Origin of the sequence: Chitinophaga polysaccharea (genome assembly GCF_902150045.1) — a bacterium.
GTDB classification, from domain to species: Bacteria; Bacteroidota; Bacteroidia; order Chitinophagales; family Chitinophagaceae; genus Chitinophaga; species Chitinophaga polysaccharea_A.
Genome location: NZ_CABFVU010000002.1, coordinates 749713 through 771778 on the forward strand (window position 1 = coordinate 749713; position 22066 = coordinate 771778).

14 protein-coding genes are annotated in these 22066 nt (G+C 47.4%); 8 read left to right on the forward strand and 6 right to left on the reverse strand.

From position 1 onward, the window contains the following. Positions 1-45: 45 nt before the first annotated feature. The 6 genes from FN124_RS17800 to FN124_RS17825 form a co-directional block, all read right to left on the reverse strand. Positions 46-1167: an IPT/TIG domain-containing protein gene (locus tag FN124_RS17800; RefSeq protein WP_142686107.1), complete on the reverse strand. Its 1122-nt coding sequence runs from the start codon at positions 1165-1167 to the stop codon at positions 46-48. 12 nt (positions 1168-1179) lie between these two features. Continuing rightward, positions 1180-1911 carry a DUF4397 domain-containing protein gene (locus tag FN124_RS17805; protein WP_142686108.1) on the reverse strand — a complete coding sequence of 244 codons (732 nt, stop codon included), beginning with the start codon at positions 1909-1911 and terminating at the stop codon, positions 1180-1182. A gap of 14 nt (positions 1912-1925) precedes the next feature. Further along, a complete protein-coding gene (locus FN124_RS17810; protein WP_142686109.1) occupies positions 1926-3632 on the reverse strand; it encodes an NHL repeat-containing protein in 1707 nt (568 codons plus the stop codon). A 19-nt stretch (positions 3633-3651) separates the two neighbouring features. Next, positions 3652-6810 carry a TonB-dependent receptor gene (locus tag FN124_RS17815; protein ID WP_142686110.1) on the reverse strand — a complete coding sequence of 1053 codons (3159 nt, stop codon included), beginning with the start codon at positions 6808-6810 and terminating at the stop codon, positions 3652-3654. An 83-nt stretch (positions 6811-6893) separates the two neighbouring features. Beyond that, positions 6894-7910, reverse strand: coding sequence for a FecR family protein (locus FN124_RS17820; RefSeq protein ID WP_142686111.1), 1017 nt, complete (start codon positions 7908-7910; stop codon positions 6894-6896). A gap of 81 nt (positions 7911-7991) precedes the next feature. Continuing rightward, positions 7992-8564: an RNA polymerase sigma factor gene (locus FN124_RS17825; protein WP_142686112.1), complete on the reverse strand. Its 573-nt coding sequence runs from the start codon at positions 8562-8564 to the stop codon at positions 7992-7994. 167 nt (positions 8565-8731) lie between these two features. On the opposite strand from FN124_RS17825, the gene FN124_RS17830 reads away from it, so the two are divergent. The 8 genes from FN124_RS17830 (at position 8732) to FN124_RS17865 (ending at position 21952) form a co-directional block, all read left to right on the forward strand. Beyond that, entirely contained in the window at positions 8732-9325 is a 594-nt protein-coding gene (locus tag FN124_RS17830; RefSeq protein WP_185937253.1) for an RNA polymerase sigma factor, read from the forward strand. Between the two features lie 147 nt (positions 9326-9472). Beyond that, the gene (locus FN124_RS17835) at positions 9473-10639 is read left to right on the forward strand and encodes a FecR family protein (protein ID WP_142686114.1); all 1167 of its coding nucleotides are present in this window, start codon (positions 9473-9475) and stop codon (positions 10637-10639) included. Between the two features lie 242 nt (positions 10640-10881). Next, on the forward strand, positions 10882-14211 hold the full coding sequence (locus FN124_RS17840; RefSeq protein WP_185937254.1) for a TonB-dependent receptor: 3330 nt from the start codon (positions 10882-10884) through the stop codon (positions 14209-14211). Between the two features lie 39 nt (positions 14212-14250). After that, positions 14251-15822, forward strand: coding sequence for a RagB/SusD family nutrient uptake outer membrane protein (locus FN124_RS17845; protein WP_142686116.1), 1572 nt, complete (start codon positions 14251-14253; stop codon positions 15820-15822). A 39-nt stretch (positions 15823-15861) separates the two neighbouring features. Next, complete coding sequence (locus FN124_RS17850) at positions 15862-17382, forward strand: redoxin domain-containing protein (protein WP_142686117.1); 1521 nt, start codon at positions 15862-15864, stop codon at positions 17380-17382. A gap of 271 nt (positions 17383-17653) precedes the next feature. Then, positions 17654-20194: a T9SS type B sorting domain-containing protein gene (locus tag FN124_RS17855; RefSeq protein WP_185937255.1), complete on the forward strand. Its 2541-nt coding sequence runs from the start codon at positions 17654-17656 to the stop codon at positions 20192-20194. A gap of 142 nt (positions 20195-20336) precedes the next feature. After that, positions 20337-20909 (forward strand): RNA polymerase sigma-70 factor, encoded by a 573-nt coding sequence (locus tag FN124_RS17860; RefSeq protein ID WP_142686119.1) that lies wholly within the window; start codon positions 20337-20339, stop codon positions 20907-20909. A gap of 65 nt (positions 20910-20974) precedes the next feature. Continuing rightward, a complete protein-coding gene (locus tag FN124_RS17865; protein WP_142686120.1) occupies positions 20975-21952 on the forward strand; it encodes a FecR family protein in 978 nt (325 codons plus the stop codon). The last annotated feature ends 114 nt before the right edge of the window (positions 21953-22066 follow it).

Consider the following 22066-nt stretch of genomic DNA (forward strand, 5'->3'; position numbering starts at 1 on the left):
AACAGGAGACGGCTTTTTTGGTTTTAGTTATGGCGGAAGTTGTTATTACCAGTTGCCAATTGGATAGGTCATGGGACCATCTATTTCATATATGATGCTGTTACCACACCGGTGCTTCCTGATAATGCGCCGTTGCTGGCCATATTCCTGTATGGGCTGGTCTGCGCCGGTATTGAGCGTGGAAAGCACATATTGCCCGCCGTTCCCCTCCCTGATCACAATAAACGCATGCCAGTCGGGGAAGCCGTCAAAGTATTCGTACACATAGTTTGTATACTCAGAAGGATAGAGTTTGTCAGGCTCCGGTTCGGTGGTTCGTTTCAGCACGCCGTTCAGCAGGGCGTTGAAATTAAAGCCTGCATTGGGTGCATCGCTGTATTGATAAATGCCTATTGCATTCATCGCAATATTATTTGGAAGGAACATGATGCAGGGGATCTGCCCGGTGAGGTGTTGGCGCAACGTATCGTTCAGGCTTTTGTTTGCAGGTGTGAGCGACATGTAATCCATTACCGCACCGGTAAGATCCATACCAGGATCTTTTTGCAGGTATTCGAGAATGTTATTGGCGGCAATGTTAGCGGGCCTCACTGCCACGGTCAGCCCGTCCTGCCTGTACTTCGGGCCATTGTAGGTTTGCCAGCTTAGTACTGCATGAAGGCCTGTACCGGTGGGAATCACGATGCGGGCGGTGTCGGGCTTCACAGCAGTAATGGTAACAGGCACACCGTCGAGCCACACTTTCAGCGCTGCCGCATCATAGCCGAGATTTTCGCCGGAAAGCAGGATAGTGTCGCCGGCATAGCCATAGCGGGGATTGGCGGTCTTAATTTTGGGAGAGCCAATTACTTTCACTTCGGGCCACTGAGTGGTTTGCGGACCAATATGCACTACGATGTTGCCGGTGAATATTTTTTCAGGAACCAGCAATTGCAGTTTGGTATCGGACTGACTGAGAATACGGGCAGGGTGATCGCTGATGAAAACCTCCGTAGTATAGTTGGGGAGTTGAAGGTTTTTGCCGGAAAGCTCCAGCGTATCGCCCGACTGCACCGTTTCGCGGCTTATTGCAGTGATTTCCGGGGATGGCAGTGCAGGAACCTCCTCTTTGTCCTTCCGGCAGGATGCCATTATTCCTAGTATGATAACGGTATAGACTATACGCATTTTTCAGCTGGTTTAAAAATTGATAATTGCAGACATGTTAATGGTGGTGTTGGGATCTTCTCCCTGCTGCTGTATGTATCCCCGGAAGATGAAGGTATAGGAGCGCCCTGCATACATGGCAAAGGCTTTCCGGAGCAGGTGTGGCTCATCTTTCGCGGCGCCTGTTCTTTTTACCCGGAAGGATGGATTCTCAGCAGGTGCTACTTCTGTAAAGGGAGTAATGGTTTTATATACAAGGCTGTCCATCCCGGTCACTTTTACCGTATCGATAAAAAAATCCACCGGTCCGCTGTCGGGCGACAGGTGCACAAACCTGATACGGGCATTGCGCCCGGGGCGGTCGGACATATTTTCTTCGGACATCAGTACCTGGTAATAGCCCAAACTATCTGCCAGGTAAAATGTATACCAGGTATCCTTTGCCAGTGTGGCATATTTCTCCACGATCTTTACCTGGCCGCTGGTATCGGTAAAGCCTATACGGTGTTTGCCTGGAGCTATCCAGTTGTAGCTGGCATTGTTGAACATTCCCATCCCGGAGCCATTGATATCATTGTAGGCGCGTGTTGTTATAAATGCGGTATCTACAAACACCTGGCTTGGTTTGCCGATAAATGCCGTGCTGCCGTTATAGATCATCAGGTGGGTGATTTCAGGAGATGCCGGTGCTTCTGTCGATTTATTGCAGGCGGTTGCCCAGCAAAAGAATAGCGGCAATAATAATTTAAAAAAGATATTTCGCATAGCAGGATCGTTTATTACCGGGTGATGGAGATGGTGGATAAATGTATCTGGTCAAAGAAATCATATCGCGTGTAGCCTACATATAGTTTCCCGAACTGGTCGAACAGGATACGGCTTACCGCACCCACAATGGCCGTTTGACCGGGCTGGGGTTTTGTGGCGTCTGATGCGCCTTTATAACCGGCTATTTTGTACACCATTTCTTTATTTACATCAATTTTATAAATGCAGCGGGGCTCTTCCACATAGATCTGTTCATCATACCCGATGAGAATATTGCCATCGAAATCTGCATCAAAGGAAGTGATGGTGCGCATATCTACTTCTTTAAAAGTACCGGAGTACAGGAAGTTATCCGGTGCGTTAACCGCTTTTCCAATGATAGTGGTTACTTCTTTGGTGAGCGGGTTGTATTCCCGTACACATTCTTTCATTTCAGCGCTGCCGGCTCCCTGCGCAAGGTATATTTTACCGTTCCCTCCCAGCACAATACCCCGGGGGGAGTAGATCCTGGCTTTTGAGCCAAAGCCGTCTGCCGTGTTGGCGCTGTTGTTCACATAGGCGCCGGCTTTTATAGTTTCCGGGTGGGTGCCGTCGTTGTCATAAAATACATAATCTGCCAGGTCGTCTACTGCGCCGGCCTCTGTTGTTACCATGCCATCGGCAGATATTTTCCGGAGCACAGCTCCTCCTCCTGCGAGGCCGCCATCCAGGAAATAGAGATTACCTGCCTTATCCAGTTCCATACTTTGCACAGCGCCAATCATCGCCTTATCCGCGGGCCCGTCCACGATGGCTTCGTATACCATACCATTATCGAGGCAGTATTTGTCGTTGCGTCCCACCAGTGTTTTTACTTCATTAGTTTGGGGATTGATCTTCAGTATGCGGTGAAAACGGAGCTCGTACTCTAAAACGTCTGTACTGCCTGGCAGTGTTATACGCGTCAGCGGGGCATTAGTTACCGCGAGATAGATGGTACCATCTTCTGCAATCTTCATGGCATCGATGCTGTTCAGTTTCAGATCACCCAACTTCGTTGCAAATTCATTGCTGCCTCCGCCACCGAGCGTAACGATGCGGTTGCCGGCAAATTTCCGGATGGTCATATTCCGCCTGTTGTAACCATGATCCGGGTTATAATCAAAAGCCCCGTTGTCAATAAAATAAATGGCTCCTTCCTTATCCATGCCCATATCATGTACTGCGCCCACGGTAGCAACGCCCACGGCCCCGTCTACCGGTTCAAGGGCAGCCCGGGTTGTCATCAGCAACGGGCTTACTGTCACGGCGCCGGGATAAAGGATATCAGGCTTCTTTACTGTGAATTTGAAGGGCGCGCTTCTAACGCCATTTACTACAATGTAGATGCTTGTTTCGCCGATCTGTGAAGAGTCGGGCACCAGCATCCTGAAAGTATCGGCTACAATGGTTTCTTTATCGTCTGTGTATTTGGATATGGGCACATCCAGTTGGGTTTGCCCATGCGCGAGTATGGCTGCTTCGGCATTGCCTATAAAAATTTTCAGGTTGGCATCTGGTTCACCGGCTTTTACATAGAGAGTGATTGGCTCACCACGCATGGCAATACCGGGCGTAGTGGAGGAGGTCTTAACAATGCCTGATTCTTTCTCCCGTTTATCCAGTTCTTCATTGAATGTTTTTTTACAGGAGAAGCATACCGGTAGTAAGAGCAGCAGGTAATATTTTATGTGGTTCATATGCACTGATTGGTCAGGATTAGTAAATAAAATTCAGGCCAATAGAATAATAGGGTCGCGGGCTGAAAAGCTGGTATGGCCTGTCTTTTGTCCAGTTGTCGCGATCTTTCACAACTCCGTCGTATTTATAGTTGCGGTTAAAGTCGAGGAACAGCTCCCGTTTTTGATCCAGGAGGTTTTGCACGCCGGCTTTGAAATGCACATGTTTGTTCAGGCGCTGGCTCCAGGTAAAATCCAGCAGGTGCTGGCGGCGCTGCATTACATCCGGAATGCCGGTGATCTGTTCACTGGGCCGGTGGCTGTTGGTGCCCAGCAACACGATCATAGGACCGGTAATATTATAGCCCAGGGATATTTTGGTACCGATGGCGGGGTCTTCATAATTCAGCGACGAATTAAGGATGTAAGGTGCCTGTCCCTGCAGCGGGCGTTTGCGGCCTGTCTGGTTTCCGTCTGAGCCCTGGGGTTGCATATCTACACGGCTGTATATCCATGCCCCGTTCATCATAAAGGAAAGGTTGCGGAAGAAGGCGCCGGGTATGAAGCTGAGGCTTTTACGCATTTCTGCTTCTATTCCGTATACTTTTGTCGGGCCGGAGTTGATAAACCCGATTTCGTTGATGAATGATGCGTAGTAATTTTCCCTGATCAGGATTTGTTCAATAGGTTTATCCAGTGTTTTATAAAAGAAGCCGAGGTTGAACATTTCGTTTTTCAGCATACTTTCCGGATACCATTCCAATCGTATATCGTAGTTGTCGATATTCACGGGATGTAGCGCAGGGTTACCTACATACATCAGGTAGTTTTCTATATCGGCATAAGGGAATGGGGCTACTTCACGGAACTCGGGCCGGTTAAGTGTTTTACCATATCCTGCGCGTATAATGATACGCTCCGCCGGATTCCAGTTAAGGTTTATGGAGGGGAGCATATGTGTGCGGGAGTTTTCTACCACCAGGGGATAATTGGCCTGGCCGGCCATCAGGGCGCCAATAATCCGAAGGCGGTTGTTTTCCACCCGCAGGCCGCCAAAGATGGAAAGATTGGAGTGAGGGATGCGGATGTCTGTGGCCAGGAAGTAGGAGAGGTTGCGGTTATCTGCAAAATAGCTGTCGTAAGGACTGGTTTCTTCAAACCAGGTATGGCCGGTATTATCTGGCCGGAAATTGTCCGGCGACATATAATGATCCAGCATATCTTCTGTGAGTTGATAGCCGATATGGCCGTTTTCAAAATCACCGTTGTATGCAGCGCCCTGGTTCAGCCCGAACTGGCGCAGGTTTACCCGTCTTTCTTTCTGCTCGAAAAAGAACCCTGCTTTTGCCGACCACCAGGGCCGCAGCCAATGTTCTGCTTCTGCATTGGCCTGCGCGGTATTTTCGTTGATGCGGGTGTAAATGCGGCGTATGCCGAAGGTTTGGGCGGCGCTGCCCACCAGCCAGGGATCGCCGGCGATATGCTCTGGGTAGGTACTGTCCTGGCTGTTCCGCCGGTACCATATTTCACGGGTATCAGGATCATTCCTGCGCACCAGGGTATAACCTGCATTGGCAAAGAGGTGGGTGTTTCCTTTGTTCTTCAGGTTCCAGTAGGCGCTGAGCTGGGCAGTATAGAGGAAGGTACTTTGGAAGATCAGCTGATTGTCTTTACTCTGGCCGGAATAATCACTTTCTCTCGACAGGATATACGACATCATTTGTTTGTTGCCCAGCTGGTTGGCAAACTGTTTTAATTCCAGGTGCGCACTGTCGCCAACAGGCAGGGTATTTTGCTGGATAACAGTGATGCGTGCGGATTGTGTGCCGCTGCGGATCACGCCTTCCGACCCATTTGAATTGCGGCTGTCGTATACCGGGATCGTATTGTTTTGCGTGGTATTGGTGTAAGCGATGGAGGTGAGGTTATTGATATGTTTGCGGCCTACTTTCCATGCATCATAGTAATTGGCCAGTATCCGTTTATCGAGATCGGTTTTTATTTTGAATGATTTAAAATTGTTGGGAAAGGCCTTCCAGTATTGTGCATTGTCTTTCGGGTTACCGGTATTGAACTTTACCAGGTCAGGTAATCCGGCAGGTAATGCACGTGTACCATCGTCGAAACCCAGCACATCATAACGGCCGCCTGCATAGGTGGGCATATCGCTGAAGCTGGAGCCGGGGCGGTACTGAGCGGAGAGTTGCAGATCGAACTGCCGTGTGAGCTGGCTTTTCTTCGTATATATTTTTACGACGCCTCCTGCAAAATCCCCTGGAAGATCCGGTGCGGGGGATTTATAAATAAGGATACGATCTATCATGCTGCTGGCGATCTGATCGTAGGAAAAGGCTTTGCTGTCCAGCTCCGTTGCGGGAGCGATGTTGTCGTTCAGAAAGGTAACATTATACCGGCGGTTAAGTCCGCGTACAACAATGAACCGGTCGTTTGTGATATTCACGCCGGCTACCCGGCGCACTACTTCAGCCGCATCGCGGTCCATGCTGCGGGAGATCTGCTCATTGGAGATGCCGGATATCACGCTGCGGGCCGTGCGTACCTCATCTACCAGCTGTGCATCCGTGGTATTGATCACCTTACGGTGCGGAATACCAGTTACCACTACTTCCTTCAATCCGCGTTTGGGCTGTAATTTAAAACTGGCTTGTAACGTAGCCCTGGCTTCTACCTTCACGCCATTCAGACTGCCTGTTTCGTATCCAACATAACTGAACAGAAGGTTGTATTTGCCGGGCGGAATTTTGTCGATCATGTAATATCCTTTTTCATCTGTAACAGTGGCGAAAGAAGTATTGGCCACTCTTACGGTAGCGCCGATCAAAGGATCGCTGCTTTCAAAATCCACTACACGGCCGGTGATCCTGCCCGGTATTACCTGGGGTTTGGGCGATACGATGATATTGTTGCCATCTATTGTAAACTGCATGGCGGTGTTGGCAGAAAGCCGGTCGAGGCAGGAGTGTATGCCTGTACGACCGGCAACGGTGATAGGGATGGTTACGATCTTCTGTTTTACAATGGCCGGATCATAAATAAAATGAAAGCCCGTATGGTCTGCAATACGGTTCAACACAGCCTCCAGTGTTTCCTGCTGTTCCACGATAGCTTTCGCGGCAAATGAAGGAAGCAGGGACAGCAGGAGCCAGCCTAAGCAAAAGTGTAAAATTCTGTGATGCATATTTGTTTTTTATGGGACAATAAGCGGCCTGCCGCAGTTTTGCTGCGGTTGTACCAGGTCCGGGAATGAATATGAATGTTTGGTTATCGCATATTAATAAGCACTGTATCCCCTTTTTGTACAAAGTGAATATTCCGGCTGATGCTTAACAGCTCCAATACTTTTTTGAGCGGCACGTTTTTGTCAAAAGAGGCGGTGAACAATTCTTTACGGCAGTGATTGTCTGTAAATACAAAAGAAACATCGTAACGGGAGGAGAGTATGGCAGCAATATCCTGCAATGACTCTTCGTAAAAATTCAGTTCACCGTTGATCCATTTGCTGTACCTGGCGGCTGATACCTTTTGCACTGCATAAGTGCGATCAGCCGTAATTGTCAGCTGCTCATCGGGTTTTAGCAGGATGGGCTGTGGCGCAATGCCGGTATGCACGGATACTGATCCCGTGAGCAGCGTGATATGCATGCCTTCTTTTTCTGTATAGGCCTGTATATTAAAGGAAGTGCCAAGCACCCTGGTTTCCACTCCTTTACTTTTTACAGTGAAAGGGTGGTTGGCATGATGGGTTACATCAAAGAAAGCCTCGCCTTCTGCAAGTACAATTTTCCTTTCGTGTTTATTATAATCTGTCGGGACCAGCAAACGCGACTGGCTGTTAAGCACCACCGTTGTGCTGTCTGCCAGCAGGATGCTGCGTACCTGGCCAATGCCGGCATCTATGGTATCATACAAAGGCCCGCTTGTTTGCGCTATAGCAGTTGTACCGGTGGGCCGCAGAGAATAATAGAGCGATACAGATACCAGCGCCAGTACAGTTGCTGCTGCCGCCGTGCTGCGTACATTAAGCCGGCGGCGTTTGGGCTGTATGGTTGTATGGATCTCGTTGCTGAAGCGCCCGAAAGCCTGCTGATAGCCTTCGTCATAAACGCCTATCATTTTATACAGTTGTTCCGCTTCCCGGAATATGTGCGCCATTTCGGGATGCGTTTTAAGCCAATTGGTCCAGTAGCGTACATCCTTTTCAGGTGCGCCCTTGCAATAGTTACAGAATGAGATGTCAGATAAAAAGTCTTCCGGCAGTGCGTAAAATTGTTCTTTCAACGATCCTGTGTTTATAGTTCCGTTAGTAGGACAAAGCAGGAGGCTGGATTTCCATGATAGAAAAACGGAGTTAACGATTCCTTAATATGGGAATGTGGGTTTGCCCTTCAATTGCTTCCGGAGCACTGTGAGGGCTTCATGCACATAGTTGTAAGCTGTTTTTACAGGCTGACCGGTGATCCGGGCAATATCTTCGTAGCTGTATTGCCGGAAAAAACGCATCTCTATCACCTGCCTGTACCGGGGCGGGAGATTCTGCAGGGCGCGTTGTAAGTTTTGCTGCATGGCGGTTTCATCTGCATTACGTATCAGTATTTCTTCATAGGAGTATTCCACGCCATCCATTTCGCCGGGCTCGTAGGGTACTGTTTTGTTTTGCTGCTTCAAGGCAGTGAGCAGCCGGTTGCGCAGTGAAACGGTAAGGTAACTTTTCAGATGCAGGATATTAGAAAGTTCGTCCTGTTTTTGCCAGCAATGGAGAAACAGCTGGTGGATGCAGTCGCGTATCAGCTCCTTATCATCCGTAAGATAACAGCCTGCGGCAAACAGCATATGATAATGCGTCTGGTATAGTTGTAAGATGGCATCCCTGTTATCCATTTCATGTATAAGCGATCCGGTGTGCTCAAAGTTACCATATCGGCTGGCAGGCACGTTTTAAGAAATTGTTAAGCCTGCGGGGTATCCCAACGGAAAAAGAAGTAAAAGAGAATGGAATGGATTTGGGGAGATGAACAAGTTGTATATCTTTTTTCAGTTCTTCTTTATTAAAAAAAGAAGAAGAGAATGATTAAATTGCCGCCGGTCTAACTCAGGAGATATTGCGCGGCGCCAAGTTTCATATAGCAAAAGAATTACTGATCAGTATATCGGAAGGAGACGAAGTGGCTTTTCGTGAACTTTTTTATGGGGCTCTTCCCTGGCTTACTTCTTTTATACAAAGGATGGTTAAATCGCCGGAGGGGGCCCAGGAGATTGTGCAGGAAACCTTTATCCGGATCTGGCTGAGCAGGGATAAGCTACCCGGGCTTCTTGAGCCGCAGGCATGGATTGTACGGGTAGCCAGCAATGAGTGTTTCACCTGGTTCCATAAACAGGCGACGCTTCGCAGGGTGACCGGTATCAGCGAAGAAGAAGGTACTGCTGCTGCCAACTACGCGGAAGACCGGCTACAGGTGCAGGAAACGCTGCAGCTGATCAGGGAGGCGGTGGCTCAATTACCGCCGCAGCGTAAAAAGATCTACCAGCTGAGCAGGGAAGAAGGGTTGAAAATACAGGAAATTGCCGACCGCCTGCATTGTTCTCCCAGCTATGTGAAAAATACGCTTAGCGCCGCGCTGAGCTTTATCCGCGGACGCCTTACTGCTGCCGGTAAAATACTTTCCCTCTTATTTTTCCTCTTTTTAACACACTGAAAATAAAGTACTTAATTTTTATTTCCCGTTATTTTTAAAAAAAGTGAAAGGCCGATGAGTACCAACGGCCTTTTTTTCATTCTTTATAATATTACGTTGCCTGCCGGCGTGCACCTGTAATTATTTTACTACGTTTTGAAAACCACTATGGAACAGAGAATTACTTTTTTATTGAAAAAAAGTGGGGAGGAAGGATTGACTGCAGCTGAGGAGAAGGAACTGACCGCTTTTTTTCAGGATGAAGCTAACCGGGAGCTGTTTAACAGCGCTACTGCCGCATGGCCGGTAGAGATTCCCGGTGATGAGGCGGCGGATACTGTAAACTGGGAGCCTGTGCTGCAGAATATACTGCTGGCAGATAAACCGGGAAATACTCCTGTGAAGATAATGTACCGGAAATGGTGGCAATACGCAGCAGCGATAGTATTCATCGTGGCGGCATCGGGCGCATGGTTCCTGTTACAGCACAGAAAGCAGGTAACGCATCATGTTCCGGAAGTAGCCGCAGTTATAGCACCTGGCGCCAATAAGGCCGTGCTGCAGTTATCGAACGGGAAAACCATTGTGCTTTCCGATACGCAGAATGGCGTGGTAGGCCAGCAGGGGAGTGCACAGGTAGTAAAAACGGATAATGGCGTATTGGCGTACCAGCGCGGAACAGCAGCTGCCGGCAATACCGTGGAATACAATACAATGATCACACCCCGGGGTGGGCAATTCAGGATTGTATTACAGGATGGTTCAACGGTGTGGCTTAACGCCGCCAGTTCTTTAAAATACCCGGTGGAATTTAATGGCGCAGAGCGGGTGGTAGAGCTTACCGGGGAGGCCTACTTCGAGGTAGCGGCCAGGCCAGGCCAGCCTTTCCGGGTAAAATCGAAAGGACAGGAAGTATTGGTGCTGGGCACCCATTTTAATATCAATGCTTACCCGGATGAAGCAATGACTACCACCACACTGATCACAGGTAAGGTAAAGGTATCCGGCGCAGGATATGCCGGCGTATTGCAACCGGGAGAGCAGGTACAGCAGCAGGAAAACAGCCAGTGGCAGCTGCTGAAGAATGTAGATACAGAAACTGTGATGGCCTGGAAAAACGGGTATTTTTCTTTTAACAAGGCCAATATTGTTACAGTGATGCGGCAACTGGCCAGGTGGTATGATGTGAATGTAATATTTGAAACCAAAAATACAGAACAGGCCTTTGTGGGTGAAATACCCCGCAACGTAAGCCTGGATAAAGCTTTAGAAATACTTCAGTTCAGTAATGTCCATTATGTAATAACAGGAAGAACGATCAGGATCATCGATTGATTAATTAGCCAACTACGATTTATTATCAACCAAAAAACAACCAACCATCAATGAAAAAAAATACGTCATAAAAAAGAAAACAGAAGTGCTTGCAACACTTCTGTTTTTAATCCGGGTTTACCGACAACTATCCGACTAAAGAAAGTTTAATCAATTCACCCAAACATTACAAATGTATGCAATTATGTAATTGCTATCGGCATTTCTTTGCCCGTTCCCTCCTTAAAAAAACGATGCTCATTATGAGATTGAATTTTTTCCTGATTGTTGTGCTATGCCTGCATGTAAGCGCAAAGGGGGTGTTTCAGGAGATTACATTATCATTGAAAGAGGCTTCACTTGAAAAAGTACTGCCAGGTATTAAAAAACAGAGCGCTTACCACTTTTTTTATGATGCCCGGCTGTTGCGGGAATCTATGCCTGTAAGTGTGCAGCTGAAGAACGCCACGCTCCGGCAGGCACTGGAGCAAAGTATGCAGGGGCAGCCATTTACCTGGCGTATTGATGAAGATAATAAGATGGTGGTCATCGGCAGGAAAACAGTTACTGTAACACCGCTGATAAACATCGCGGTGGCATCCGGTACGATAACCGGTGTGGTGGTCGACGATCAGGGGAAGCTCATACCTGGAGCCACCGTGAGCCTGCGGCCATTTAACCGGGGCACCGCTACTAAAGAAGACGGCTCCTTTGCTTTTAAAAACCTGGCTGCAGGCAATTATACCATCGTAGTAACTTTTGTGGGCTACGGATCTTATGAAAAAAATATTAAAGTAGGCGCCACCCCGGTGGAACTGACCATTGCACTGAAACCGGTACTTACAGAATTGAATGCTTCTGTGATCGTTGGTTATGGGGTCACTACAGCGCGTAACAAAACGGAATCAATGTCTTCCGTAAGATCAAAGGAACTTACAGAGAACCATTCCAGTATAGCCGTATCGGATATGCTGGCCGGCAGGTTGCCGGGATTATACGCGGTAAAGTCCGGCGGGGCGCCGGGCTCGGGTTCCACGCTGTTTGTACGCGGACTAAGCACCTTTAACAACTCGGCGCCGCTGGTGGTGATAGACGGTATCCCCGACAGAAGGCTGGACGACCTGAATGCCAACGATATTGATGTAATATCGGTATTGAAAGATGCTTCTGCGATTTCCGTTTATGGCGCCCGTGCCGCTAACGGGGTGATACTTGTAACCACAAAAAAAGGAAACATCGGTAAGCCCAGTATCACTTTTGCCGCTAACGTGGTGAACCAGCGTCCTACGCAATACTACAAACAGATGAATGCTTTTGAGTATGCCTTCATCTACAATGAAGCACTCAGAAATGAAGGGTTGTATCAGCCCGGCATAGGTATGGGTTTCAGTGACGAAGCCCTGCAGAAATACAGGGATGGCTCCGATCCGGACCGCTATCCTAACGTGAACTGGATTGATGAAGTACTGGCCACTTTTTTATGGCAAAGCAACTATAATCTTTCGGCCGCAGGTGGAAGTGAAAATATCCGTTACTTTATTTCAGGAGGCTATTCAAAGAACAACGGGCTGGTACCGGTGGAAGGTTACAGCCGCTATAACCTGCGCAGCAACCTGGAAGCAAAGGTAACGCGCGACCTGAAAGTGACGATGAATTTAAGCGGCTCTTTCAGCAAGCAGGATGCAGAATCAGTGTATGGATCAGAATACGTTATTTCGAATATGTACTCTACGCCTCCTATCCGCGCCAACCGCTTTACCAACGGATTATATGCCATGGTACCGGAACAGCGGGGCAATGCTTACCAGCAATCGATAGGTGCATCCGGTTATTATCTCACTAATACCAATATCTTTAATTCAGTAGTTAACCTGCAATATGATGTTCCTTTTATAAAGGGCTTGTCGCTCAAAGGCAACGGTGCTTTTGATAAGCTTTATTCCTTCGGTAAACGGTTTGCCACACCGTACGATATGTACACTATTGATGCGGCAGGGAACTTCAGAAAGGCAACACCTTATCCAACAGAGCCTTACCTGGGGGAAACCTTTGCGCAAACACAGCGTCTTACACTGGAAGCCGGCGCACAATACGACCGTTCGCTCGGTAAGCATGATTTATCCGGTTTACTGCTCTTTACGCAAACCAATAACACGGGCGACAATTTTAATACACGGCGTTTGGGCTTTGTATCATCCAGTTTATCGCAGCTGGACCTGGGAGATCCTACACGGGTAACTAACGGAGGCAACGGCACACAGAATGCGAGAAGGGGCCTGGTAGGGCGTTTTTCTTATAACTATGCGTCGCGCTATCTGTTCCAGTTTAATTTCCGGTATGATGGCTCTGATATTTTTCCTCCTGATCACCGGTATGGATTTTTCCCGTCGCTCTCCGCAGGCTGGGTTTTATCGGAAGAACATTTTATGGATAATGTATCCGATAACCTTGATTTCCTGAAGCTGAGAGCTTCCTGGGGACAGCTGGGTAATGATCGTGTAGATCCGTACCAGTTCCTGACTACCTATGCCCTGGGAGCTACACCGGGGTATTCTTTGGGAGGAACTGTGCCTCAGTATTATCAAACGCTATCGCCCAATGTACTGCCTAACCCGGTATTTACCTGGGAGCGTGCTGTGATCACCAATGTGGGAGTGGAAGCGCATTATAAACAGGACCTGTTCAGACTGGAAGCAGATTATTTCCAGAAAAGAACAAAAGATATCCTGGCGCCGCCGGCACAACAGGTACCTGCTATAATTGGTATTGGATTACCGGATATCAACAGCGGTATTGTAGATACCAAAGGACTGGAAATTACTTTGAGTCATACACAGCATTTCGGGAAGTTCTCTTATTTCATCTCCCCCAATTTTACCTTTAGCAAAAACAAGATCGTTTACTACCCGGAATCACAAAGTATCCCTGAGTGGCAGAAGCTCAGCGGGAAATCTATCGGTTATTTTTATAACAGGGTAGGCACCCAGGCAGCAGGATATATTTCTGAAGGCTTATATCAGAGTGAAGATGAAATTGCCAAAGGCCCCAAACCACTTTATCCCGGCACAGCTCCCGGTGATATCCGGTATAAGGATGTGGATGGCGACGGCGCTATTACAGCCAGGGACCAGGTAGCTTTTGGCGCTGCATTTTTCCCCAAGATCCAGTATGGTATCAGTTGGGGCGTTAAATACAGCAGCCTGGAGCTGAATGTGCTGATGCAGGGCGCTGGCAATGTACAGGGTTATGCGTATAACAATCTCCCTGCTACAACGGATAAACTGGATCGCTGGACGCCTGATCATACCAATGCTTCCTATCCGCGTTTATGGTATAATAACCAGAATAATGAAGAACGCTCTGATTACTGGGCCCGTAATACGGCCTACCTGCGTGTGAAGAACATGGAACTGGCTTATAGCCTGCCTGGGACTGTGCTGCAGCGTATTGGTGCAAAGAGCTTGCGTATCAGTGTTAGTGCAAATAATCTCTTCACTTTCACTCATTTTAAATCATTTGATCCCGAAAGTGCAGGACAGGTACGCGACCCGCTGATGAAATCGTTCGCAGCCGGCGTCACGCTGCAATTCTGATCTGTGAAAATGAATTTATTGAACATCTAATGCTCTCAAATGAAAAGACTAATCAGCTATATAGTCCTTGCTGTAACCATGGGAACAGTTGCCTGTAATAAAGAGGCATTGAATAAAGGCCCTTTGAACCTTTACAGCGACAGCAACGTATGGAAAGACAGCGCCCTCATTGGCCGGGTGGTACTGGAATCATACAGTAAGATACATTCCATTTATGACGATGCCGGCAACTGGATGATCTGTGATATCACTGATGAAGCCAAATGCGCCAAATCGTTCCTGGAAGCCAACCTGGTGAACTCCGGACAGTATTCACCATCTTCCAATATCAACACCAGCATCTGGAACGACACTTACATTGCAGTGCGTAACTGCAATAACGTGTTATCGCATATGGATGATATGCCGCTCAGCGCAGCCGGAAAACAACAGATCAAAGGTGAGATGCTGTTTCTCCGGGCGTTGCATTACATGGATCTCTACTTTACCTTCGGGCGTTTCCCGATTGTGGATAAAGTATTATCGCTGGATGATGAGCTGTCGATTGGTCGTGGTACCGATGAAGCCTGTGTAAATTTTATGGTGAAAGACCTGGATGATGCAGCCGCTATTTTGCCAGGAAGCTATCCTGCGACCTCTACAGGCCGTGCTACCCGTTTTGCCGCATTGGCCATGAAAGCAAGGTTGTTGCTGAATCATAAGGACTATAGCGGCGCTGCTGCCGCTGCCAAAGAAGTGATAGACAAAGGCGGGTTTTCCCTGTTCCCGGATTATGGCGCTATGTTTTTCCCGGAGAATGATGACAACCGTGAAGTGATCTTTAATAAAGAATATGCGGGAGATCTGAGCGGGCAGGTACATGGACTCGACGATTACAATAATTCCACCTACTTCACCGGTTTTGGCAGTGTGAGAGATTGCCCTACGCAGAATATAGTAGACCAATACCTGATGACGGATGGTAAACCCTGGAATCAATCGACGTTATACGATCCCGCGCATCCATACGCCAACCGCGATCCGCGCCTGCATGCCAGCGTTATTTACGATGGTATCACCTGGATGAACACCGTAATGGACCTTAAACTGGGCTCTGCTATGAATCCCGGAACTTCCAGCACAGCTATTACCGGTTACCTGCTGCGTAAGTTTATGAACCCCAACTATATTTTCGGGGGTAATAATACCAATTATCAGAACTGCATCATGATGCGGCTGGGTGAAGTGTATCTCAACTATGCAGAATGCCAGCTGAAACTGAATAATCCGGGTGAAGCGCGCACTTATGTAAACCTTCTCCGTAAACGGGTGAATATGCCGGAAATAACAACCCAGCTCACCTGGGATGATTATGTACGTGAGCGCACCGTGGAACTGGCATTTGAAGGCCAGCGATTCAATGATATACGGAGATGGGGCACCGGTAAAACGATGATTGGGGCTGCCATCAAATCCATGCAGATAGGCATTGTAAACGGCGCCAGAACATATACCGCCGTACCACTGGAACAGCGCTTCTTCGAAGACAAGATGTATTATTTCCCCATACCACAGGATCAGCTGCAGAAATATCCTGCGGGGAAAGTTCCTGAACAAAACCCCGGTTGGTAATTATCTACATAAAATTATATACAGTCAAACACCAGCATTATGAAAATAACTTTCAAGCATTTAAGCGCATATACCATTGCCGCAGCGGCGTTGCTGTGCCTGCCCTCAATGGCAGGCGCCCAATCGAAACAAAAAGGCGACAGCCTGGTTGGCGTTATCAATAAACACCCTGAGAATGTTGCTGCCCACGAAGCTTATTTAATGGCAATGAGGAAAGATAGCGCTGGAGTAGTAAAACAGTACCAGCGATGGATAAAGCAATTCCCCAAGGTAGCAGCCGTACAATACGGTTTGGGCAGATTTTATACAGGCATGGAAAGCCCCGCAGCACGGCCATTTCTACTAAAAGCAGTAGAAATGGATCCTAAACTGGCGGATGCATGGCAGGAATTATCTGTTGATGCAGAACGCTGGGGAGAATTTGATAAAGCGAGGGAATTTATGGGCAAAGCATCTGCAGCAGACCCAAACAACCCGGATTATTTTTTCTACTATGCCAATGCCTTTGAGAAAGATAACCCGCAGAAATACCGCGAGATGTGTAATGAGCTGATCAAAAAATTTCCGGAGAGCCAGCGTGGCGCGCAGGCGCTGTACTGGATAGCCTTCCGTGAACCAGATCTGCAGAAAAAGAAAGCGTTGTATGAACAGATGCGCCGTGATTTCCCGGTAACAAAATTCAGCTGGTCCAATTCCGGTATGGACGAATATTTTGATTTGCTATTATCCGAAAGCCCTTCGGAAGCCATGAATCTGGCCTCAGAACTGGCTGCTACACCCGGTTTGGAAGCAGAAAGCAAAGATGCGTTTGAAAAAGATGCAAAGCTCGCCGGGCAGTTTGTAGCCGCTGAAAAATTACTGGCAGAGAACAAAGCCGGTGAGGCGGCCACAGTACTGAATGAAATAAAGCCCAAGAGATGGGGCAGCATGCCGCAAACACTGGCGCTGCTCAAGGCTAAAGTAGCCGCTTCCGGAGGACATCCGCAACAGGCGTATGATACCCTGATGAAATACTATGCCGCTACACCCGCCAGGTCGCTGAAAGCGCAGCTGCTGGCATATGGTAAGGAAGCCGGCAAAACGGAAAGCGCTGTTTACAGTGATCTGAAACAACGGTTAAATGCTGATGCCAGAGAAGCATCTTTTTCGCTGGAGCAGTACCTGGCAAGCGGTAAAACCACCATGCAGGACTACAAGGGGAAAGTAGTGCTGCTCACTTTCTGGTTTCCCGGTTGCGGCCCCTGCAGGGGAGAGTTCCCTCACTTTGAAAAAGTGCTGAAGAACTTTAAAGGTCAGCCTATTTCCTATTTAGGCATTAACATGGTACGCGACCAGGACGAATACGTAGTACCGTTTGTAAAGTCCAGTAAATACAGTTTTATACCGCTGAAAGACATAGAAGCAAACCGGAAAAATCTGCCGGCGAGAGGTGCGCCTACCAATTACCTGATTGACCAGGATGGAAAGATCATCTTCAAAAATTTTATGATCCAGAACCACGATGCAGAGCTGATGCTGGAGGATATGATCAGGTTGTTGTTAAATGATAAAGTTTCATAATAACTTAAAATAAAGCCCTGTTGAACAAGCAGCCATGAGTGATCAGTATCACCCATGGCTGCCTCATTTTCGGTGAAGTTTTTTTTATTCAGGAAGGTTGAGTAGTTTGGTGGAAAATTAGCCCAATAGTTTGATGCGTATTTCCCTATATATTTTTGTTATCACAGTTTTTAGCTTTAGCCTTGTATCCAGTCGTGTATTTAGCCAGGCCAGTTTTGCCGGCCCTGATACTGTTTGTGTAAACACGCCCATAAACATAACTAACACTTCTGTGGGAGGAAATACTTTCCTGTGGAACTTCTGCTCCGGTGGATTATATAACCCTCCACAGGTTACCAACCTGGGAAATGTAGGAGGACAAATGGATATACCTGTATTTATGGTGACAGCCAAAGAGGGGGCTAACTATTATGCTTTCTATACCAATAATGTGGGTAATGTGGTGCGGCTGTCATTTGGTACCAGCCTGTTAAATACACCGGTTTCACAGAATCTTGGAAACTTTGGGAATCTGCTGGTTAATACCACTGAGGGATTGCAGTTAGTTAAGGATGTAACTGGCTGGCATCTCATAATTGTGGGTGGAAATGAAACAAGTACTGCGAAGATCGTAAAGCTTAATCTTGGGAATTCGCTGGCAAATGCTGTGTCTACCTGGGCTGATTGGGGCAATATTGGTACGTTGCATTACCCGGTTGACTTGTATATAACACAGGAAGGTGGGAACTGGTATGGATTTACGGTAAACTATTATAACAATACGGTTACCCGTTTTGAGTTTGGTACTTCATTTACTAACAAGCCAACGGCTACCAATTTTGGAAATCTTGGTGCAATGGATCGCCCTACAGGTATCTTTGCTATGAAGGAAAATGGGGAATGGCATTTATTTGTTACTAATGAAGGTTCTTCTACCATTACCAGGCTGGATCTCGGCAATTCGCTTTCCAACACACCTACGGGGATAAATCTCGGTAACCCGGGAGGTGTTTTAAATGGTCCCAGGGACCTGTCGTTGATACACGATTGCGGTAATATATTTGCGCTTGCTGTGAACAGGAACAGCGATAATATGGTGAGAATTGATTTTAAAGATGGAATCAATAGCGAGTTGCCGGATGGATTAACTGGTACCGCGATATCTGCCAATGGAAATTTCAGCTTTCCGCATTCTATTTCTACTGTTTTCAGGGAAGGAAATAACCTGTATGCCTTTATCACCAATGCATATAATAATACTTTATCGAGGCTTGTATTCAGTAATTGCACCAATTCAAGTATTGCGTCTGCCAATACGAAACAGCCGCCGGTATTTTCTTATAAGGATCCTGGTATCTACACCGTGAACCTGTTGGTGGACGAATTTACACTTACTGAAAGCGCATTTTGCAAAAATATAGTTGTACTGCCACAACCGTCGGTAGACCTGGGTAGCGATATACTTGTATGTGATGGTACGACCGTGGAATTGGATGGAGGGGCTGGCTTTTCGTCCTATAAATGGAATAACAGTGAGACCACCCGCAAAATTTCGGTGGATCGATCTGGCATTTATGAAGTAGAAGTTAGTAACGGTGGCTGTACTGCAAAAGACCAGGTACAGGTAGATCTATACAAAGTTGCCATTAACAGTGTTATTACGGATATTGACTGTAACCACCAGGAAGGATCCATAAAGCTGGATGCAACCGGCGGAACGGCACCTTATACATTTTCGATCGATAATGCCACACCTGGGACAGATCCTCTTTTCGAAGGATTGCCACAGGGTGATTATAGCTTTAAGGTAACGGATAAGAACGGTTGTGATGCAACGAGTATTTTAACCGTGAAGATAGCGGAGGACAGGTTGCTTAAAACAACAGTTTCGGCCACTCCTCCTACCTGTAATGGTACCACGGATGGTACTATCACTGTAAGCGTGCAAAAAGGTATACCACCTTTTGAATATGCATTAAAAGGAGAGCCCTTCCAGTCGCAACCAGTATTAAAGGATATTGGCCCCGGTAGTTACATGGTATATACCCGCAATGGCGTTTGCCTGGATAGTGCCTACCTGGAGATAGTGGCGCCCACTGTGATGGATTTAAAGGTATTAACAGAGGATGATATTTGCGACCGGAAAATAGGAAAGGTATTAACAGATATTAAAGGTGGCACACCTCCCTATAGTTTGTTTTGGGAGGGAACCCAGGTAACTGCTCCTATTGAAAAACTGGGCGCAGGCAGTTACTACCTGAAAATCCAGGATGCCAATAAATGTAGCATAGATACTACGATTAACCTGGTGAATAATATAATTCCACGGGTGGAGATCCTTAATAGTGATATTTCGATAAATATGGGTGAAACAATTTCACTTACTGCTGTAAATGCCCCTGATTATGAATGGACACCGGCAGAAAGCTTAAGCTGCTTCAACTGTGCCAATCCTATTGCCATGCCCTTGCAGAATACTACTTACATTGTAACCACCAAAACGGGTCTTAACTGTATTAAATCGGACACATTACATGTTACGGTGTCCAGCGTCAGAACGCTGTATGTACCAAACGCCTTTACACCGAATAATGATGGTGTAAATGATGTTTTCCGGCCAAGAGTAAATGGCGTAGCCAAATATCACTTAGCGGTTTATAACCGTTGGGGGGAATTAATATTTGAAACAAATAATACGAAAGCCGGTTGGGATGGACGTTATAAGAATGTGTTGCAACCAATAGGCGCTTATGTATATTTTATTCAATACTCGTATTACGGGTTTGAGAACCAGATGCTCCTGCGAAAAGGAGCCTTTACGCTTTTGAAATAATACCAGGTAATCATTTATAACAAGATCGGTTCAAAGAAGACTCTACTTTGAACCGCTCATCTTTTTTGCCCCAACCATAATAATTTAACCCCTATATTTATCCCCGGTATTCCATCTCACCATAAAAAAATTATAATCAACCATGCCGGCCATTGAGGGGCAAACAGATGAAGCTTTGTTGTTGTTGTTACAGTCGGGTGATGAACAGGCGCTTAGCCTGTTGTACAAGCGGCATTGGGAGCCCCTGTTCCTGTTGGCCTACCAGGTGCTGAAAGACAAGGAAGCCTGCAAAGACCTGGTGCAGGAACTGTTTACAGAGCTGTGGCAAAGATCCCATCGTATCCGGCTGAATGGCCCCCTGAAAGCATATCTCTCTGCCAGCATCCGCTACAAAGTGTTTCGGTATATCAGGCAGAACCCCGTGCGGGAGGAACTGTTTGACCACCTGCTGGAACGGATGGAAACTGCTTCCCCGGAAAGTGAGCTGGCCGTAAAAGAGTTGCAATCCCTCCTGAATACACTAATAGACAGTCTCCCCGAAAAATGCCGGGTAATATTCCGGATGAGCCGTGACCAACACCTTTCCTATAAAGAAATTGCACAGCAATTGAACCTTTCGGTAAAAACCGTTGAGAACCAGATCAATATTGCCCTCCGTAAGCTGCGCTCCGCCCTCGGCTATGCCTTGCTGCTGCTCCTGTTGATCAATAAGTAAAATTTTTTTGCTCCTGCTTTGGGGGGTAGCCCTTCTTTTTTGTCACTAATGATAAAATACCCGGTATGAACAGACAGGAGTTTTATTCATTGATAGATAAATGGATGGACGGATCGGCGAGTGAGGAAGAGGTGGAGCAGCTCATGAACTATTATCACAGCTTTAAAACCACGCAGGAGTGGAATGAGGCGGAGCTGGGCGCCAAATCCTTGCTGGAAGAGGAAATGGAGCAACAGTTGTTGTCCCATATCCGTGTTGCCATACCGGAAGTAGCGCCGGTTAAACGTACCTGGTGGCCAAAAATAGCTGCCGCTGCAGCAGTATTGTTTGTATTGTCGGCAGGCGGCTGGTGGTATTTCCAGCGCCCGGTGGCGCCAGCACCTGTTCATTCCCTGCAGCAGCTGGTAGTTACTAAGGCGGGAGAACATAAAAAGATACAGTTGCCGGACAGTACTACCGTTTGGCTCAGTCCTGCTTCCACACTGGCATATACAGATGGCTTTGGGAAAGAAAACCGCGAGCTCACGCTGAGTGGTGAAGCCTTTTTTGATGTAAGCACCAATGCGGGGAAGCCTTTCATTATTCACAGCGGACGTGTAAACACACGTGTACTGGGAACCTCCTTTAATATCCAGGCGTTTGATGCACAGCCGGATGTAGCGGTAACGGTGCTGACCGGTAAAGTGGCGGTGGGCAATGCTGATAGTGCGGTGCATGTATCTCCCAGTGAGCGGGCTGTATTCAGCAAGGCAACGGGCACTATCAGGAAGGAAGACGGGGTGGTTGTTGCTGGCCTGCTCAGCAGGCGTGAGGGCATCCTGAAGTACGACAGGGCCGGTTTACCTGAAGTGGCGGCTGAACTGGGATATTATTACAATGTAAAAATTGAGATCAAAGGAAAGATCTCCAACTGTTTTTATTTCGGGGAATTCAATACCAACGGCACTTTAGAGAAAGCATTGCGGCAGTTGTGCTTATCGCTCAACGCCACTTTGGAAAACAATGGCAGCACGTATATCATCAGGATGGATAAGGAATGCTAAACGTTATGAAATAAATCACCCGCCTATGCATAAGGAAGCGGCACCTACATAAAAAGAACCTCCCTTGCGGGAGGCTGAAAGTTAAGTCTTAACGCTAGTTTGCCACACTGGCCT

What these genes read in the sequence shown, in the direction of transcription:
- FN124_RS17835 (WP_142686114.1), top strand. Translation starts at nt 9,473, where the DNA reads ATGGAACAGAGAATTACTTTTTTATTGAAAAAAAGTGGGGAGGAAGGA.
- FN124_RS17840 (WP_185937254.1), top strand. Translation starts at nt 10,882, where the DNA reads ATGAGATTGAATTTTTTCCTGATTGTTGTGCTATGCCTGCATGTAAGC.
- FN124_RS17860 (WP_142686119.1), top strand. Translation starts at nt 20,337, where the DNA reads ATGCCGGCCATTGAGGGGCAAACAGATGAAGCTTTGTTGTTGTTGTTA.
- FN124_RS17850 (WP_142686117.1), top strand. Translation starts at nt 15,862, where the DNA reads ATGAAAATAACTTTCAAGCATTTAAGCGCATATACCATTGCCGCAGCG.
- FN124_RS17800 (WP_142686107.1), bottom strand. Translation starts at nt 1,167, where the DNA reads ATGCGTATAGTCTATACCGTTATCATACTAGGAATAATGGCATCCTGC.
- FN124_RS17815 (WP_142686110.1), bottom strand. Translation starts at nt 6,810, where the DNA reads ATGCATCACAGAATTTTACACTTTTGCTTAGGCTGGCTCCTGCTGTCC.
- FN124_RS17810 (WP_142686109.1), bottom strand. Translation starts at nt 3,632, where the DNA reads ATGAACCACATAAAATATTACCTGCTGCTCTTACTACCGGTATGCTTC.
- FN124_RS17845 (WP_142686116.1), top strand. Translation starts at nt 14,251, where the DNA reads ATGAAAAGACTAATCAGCTATATAGTCCTTGCTGTAACCATGGGAACA.
- FN124_RS17865 (WP_142686120.1), top strand. Translation starts at nt 20,975, where the DNA reads ATGAACAGACAGGAGTTTTATTCATTGATAGATAAATGGATGGACGGA.
- FN124_RS17805 (WP_142686108.1), bottom strand. Translation starts at nt 1,911, where the DNA reads ATGCGAAATATCTTTTTTAAATTATTATTGCCGCTATTCTTTTGCTGG.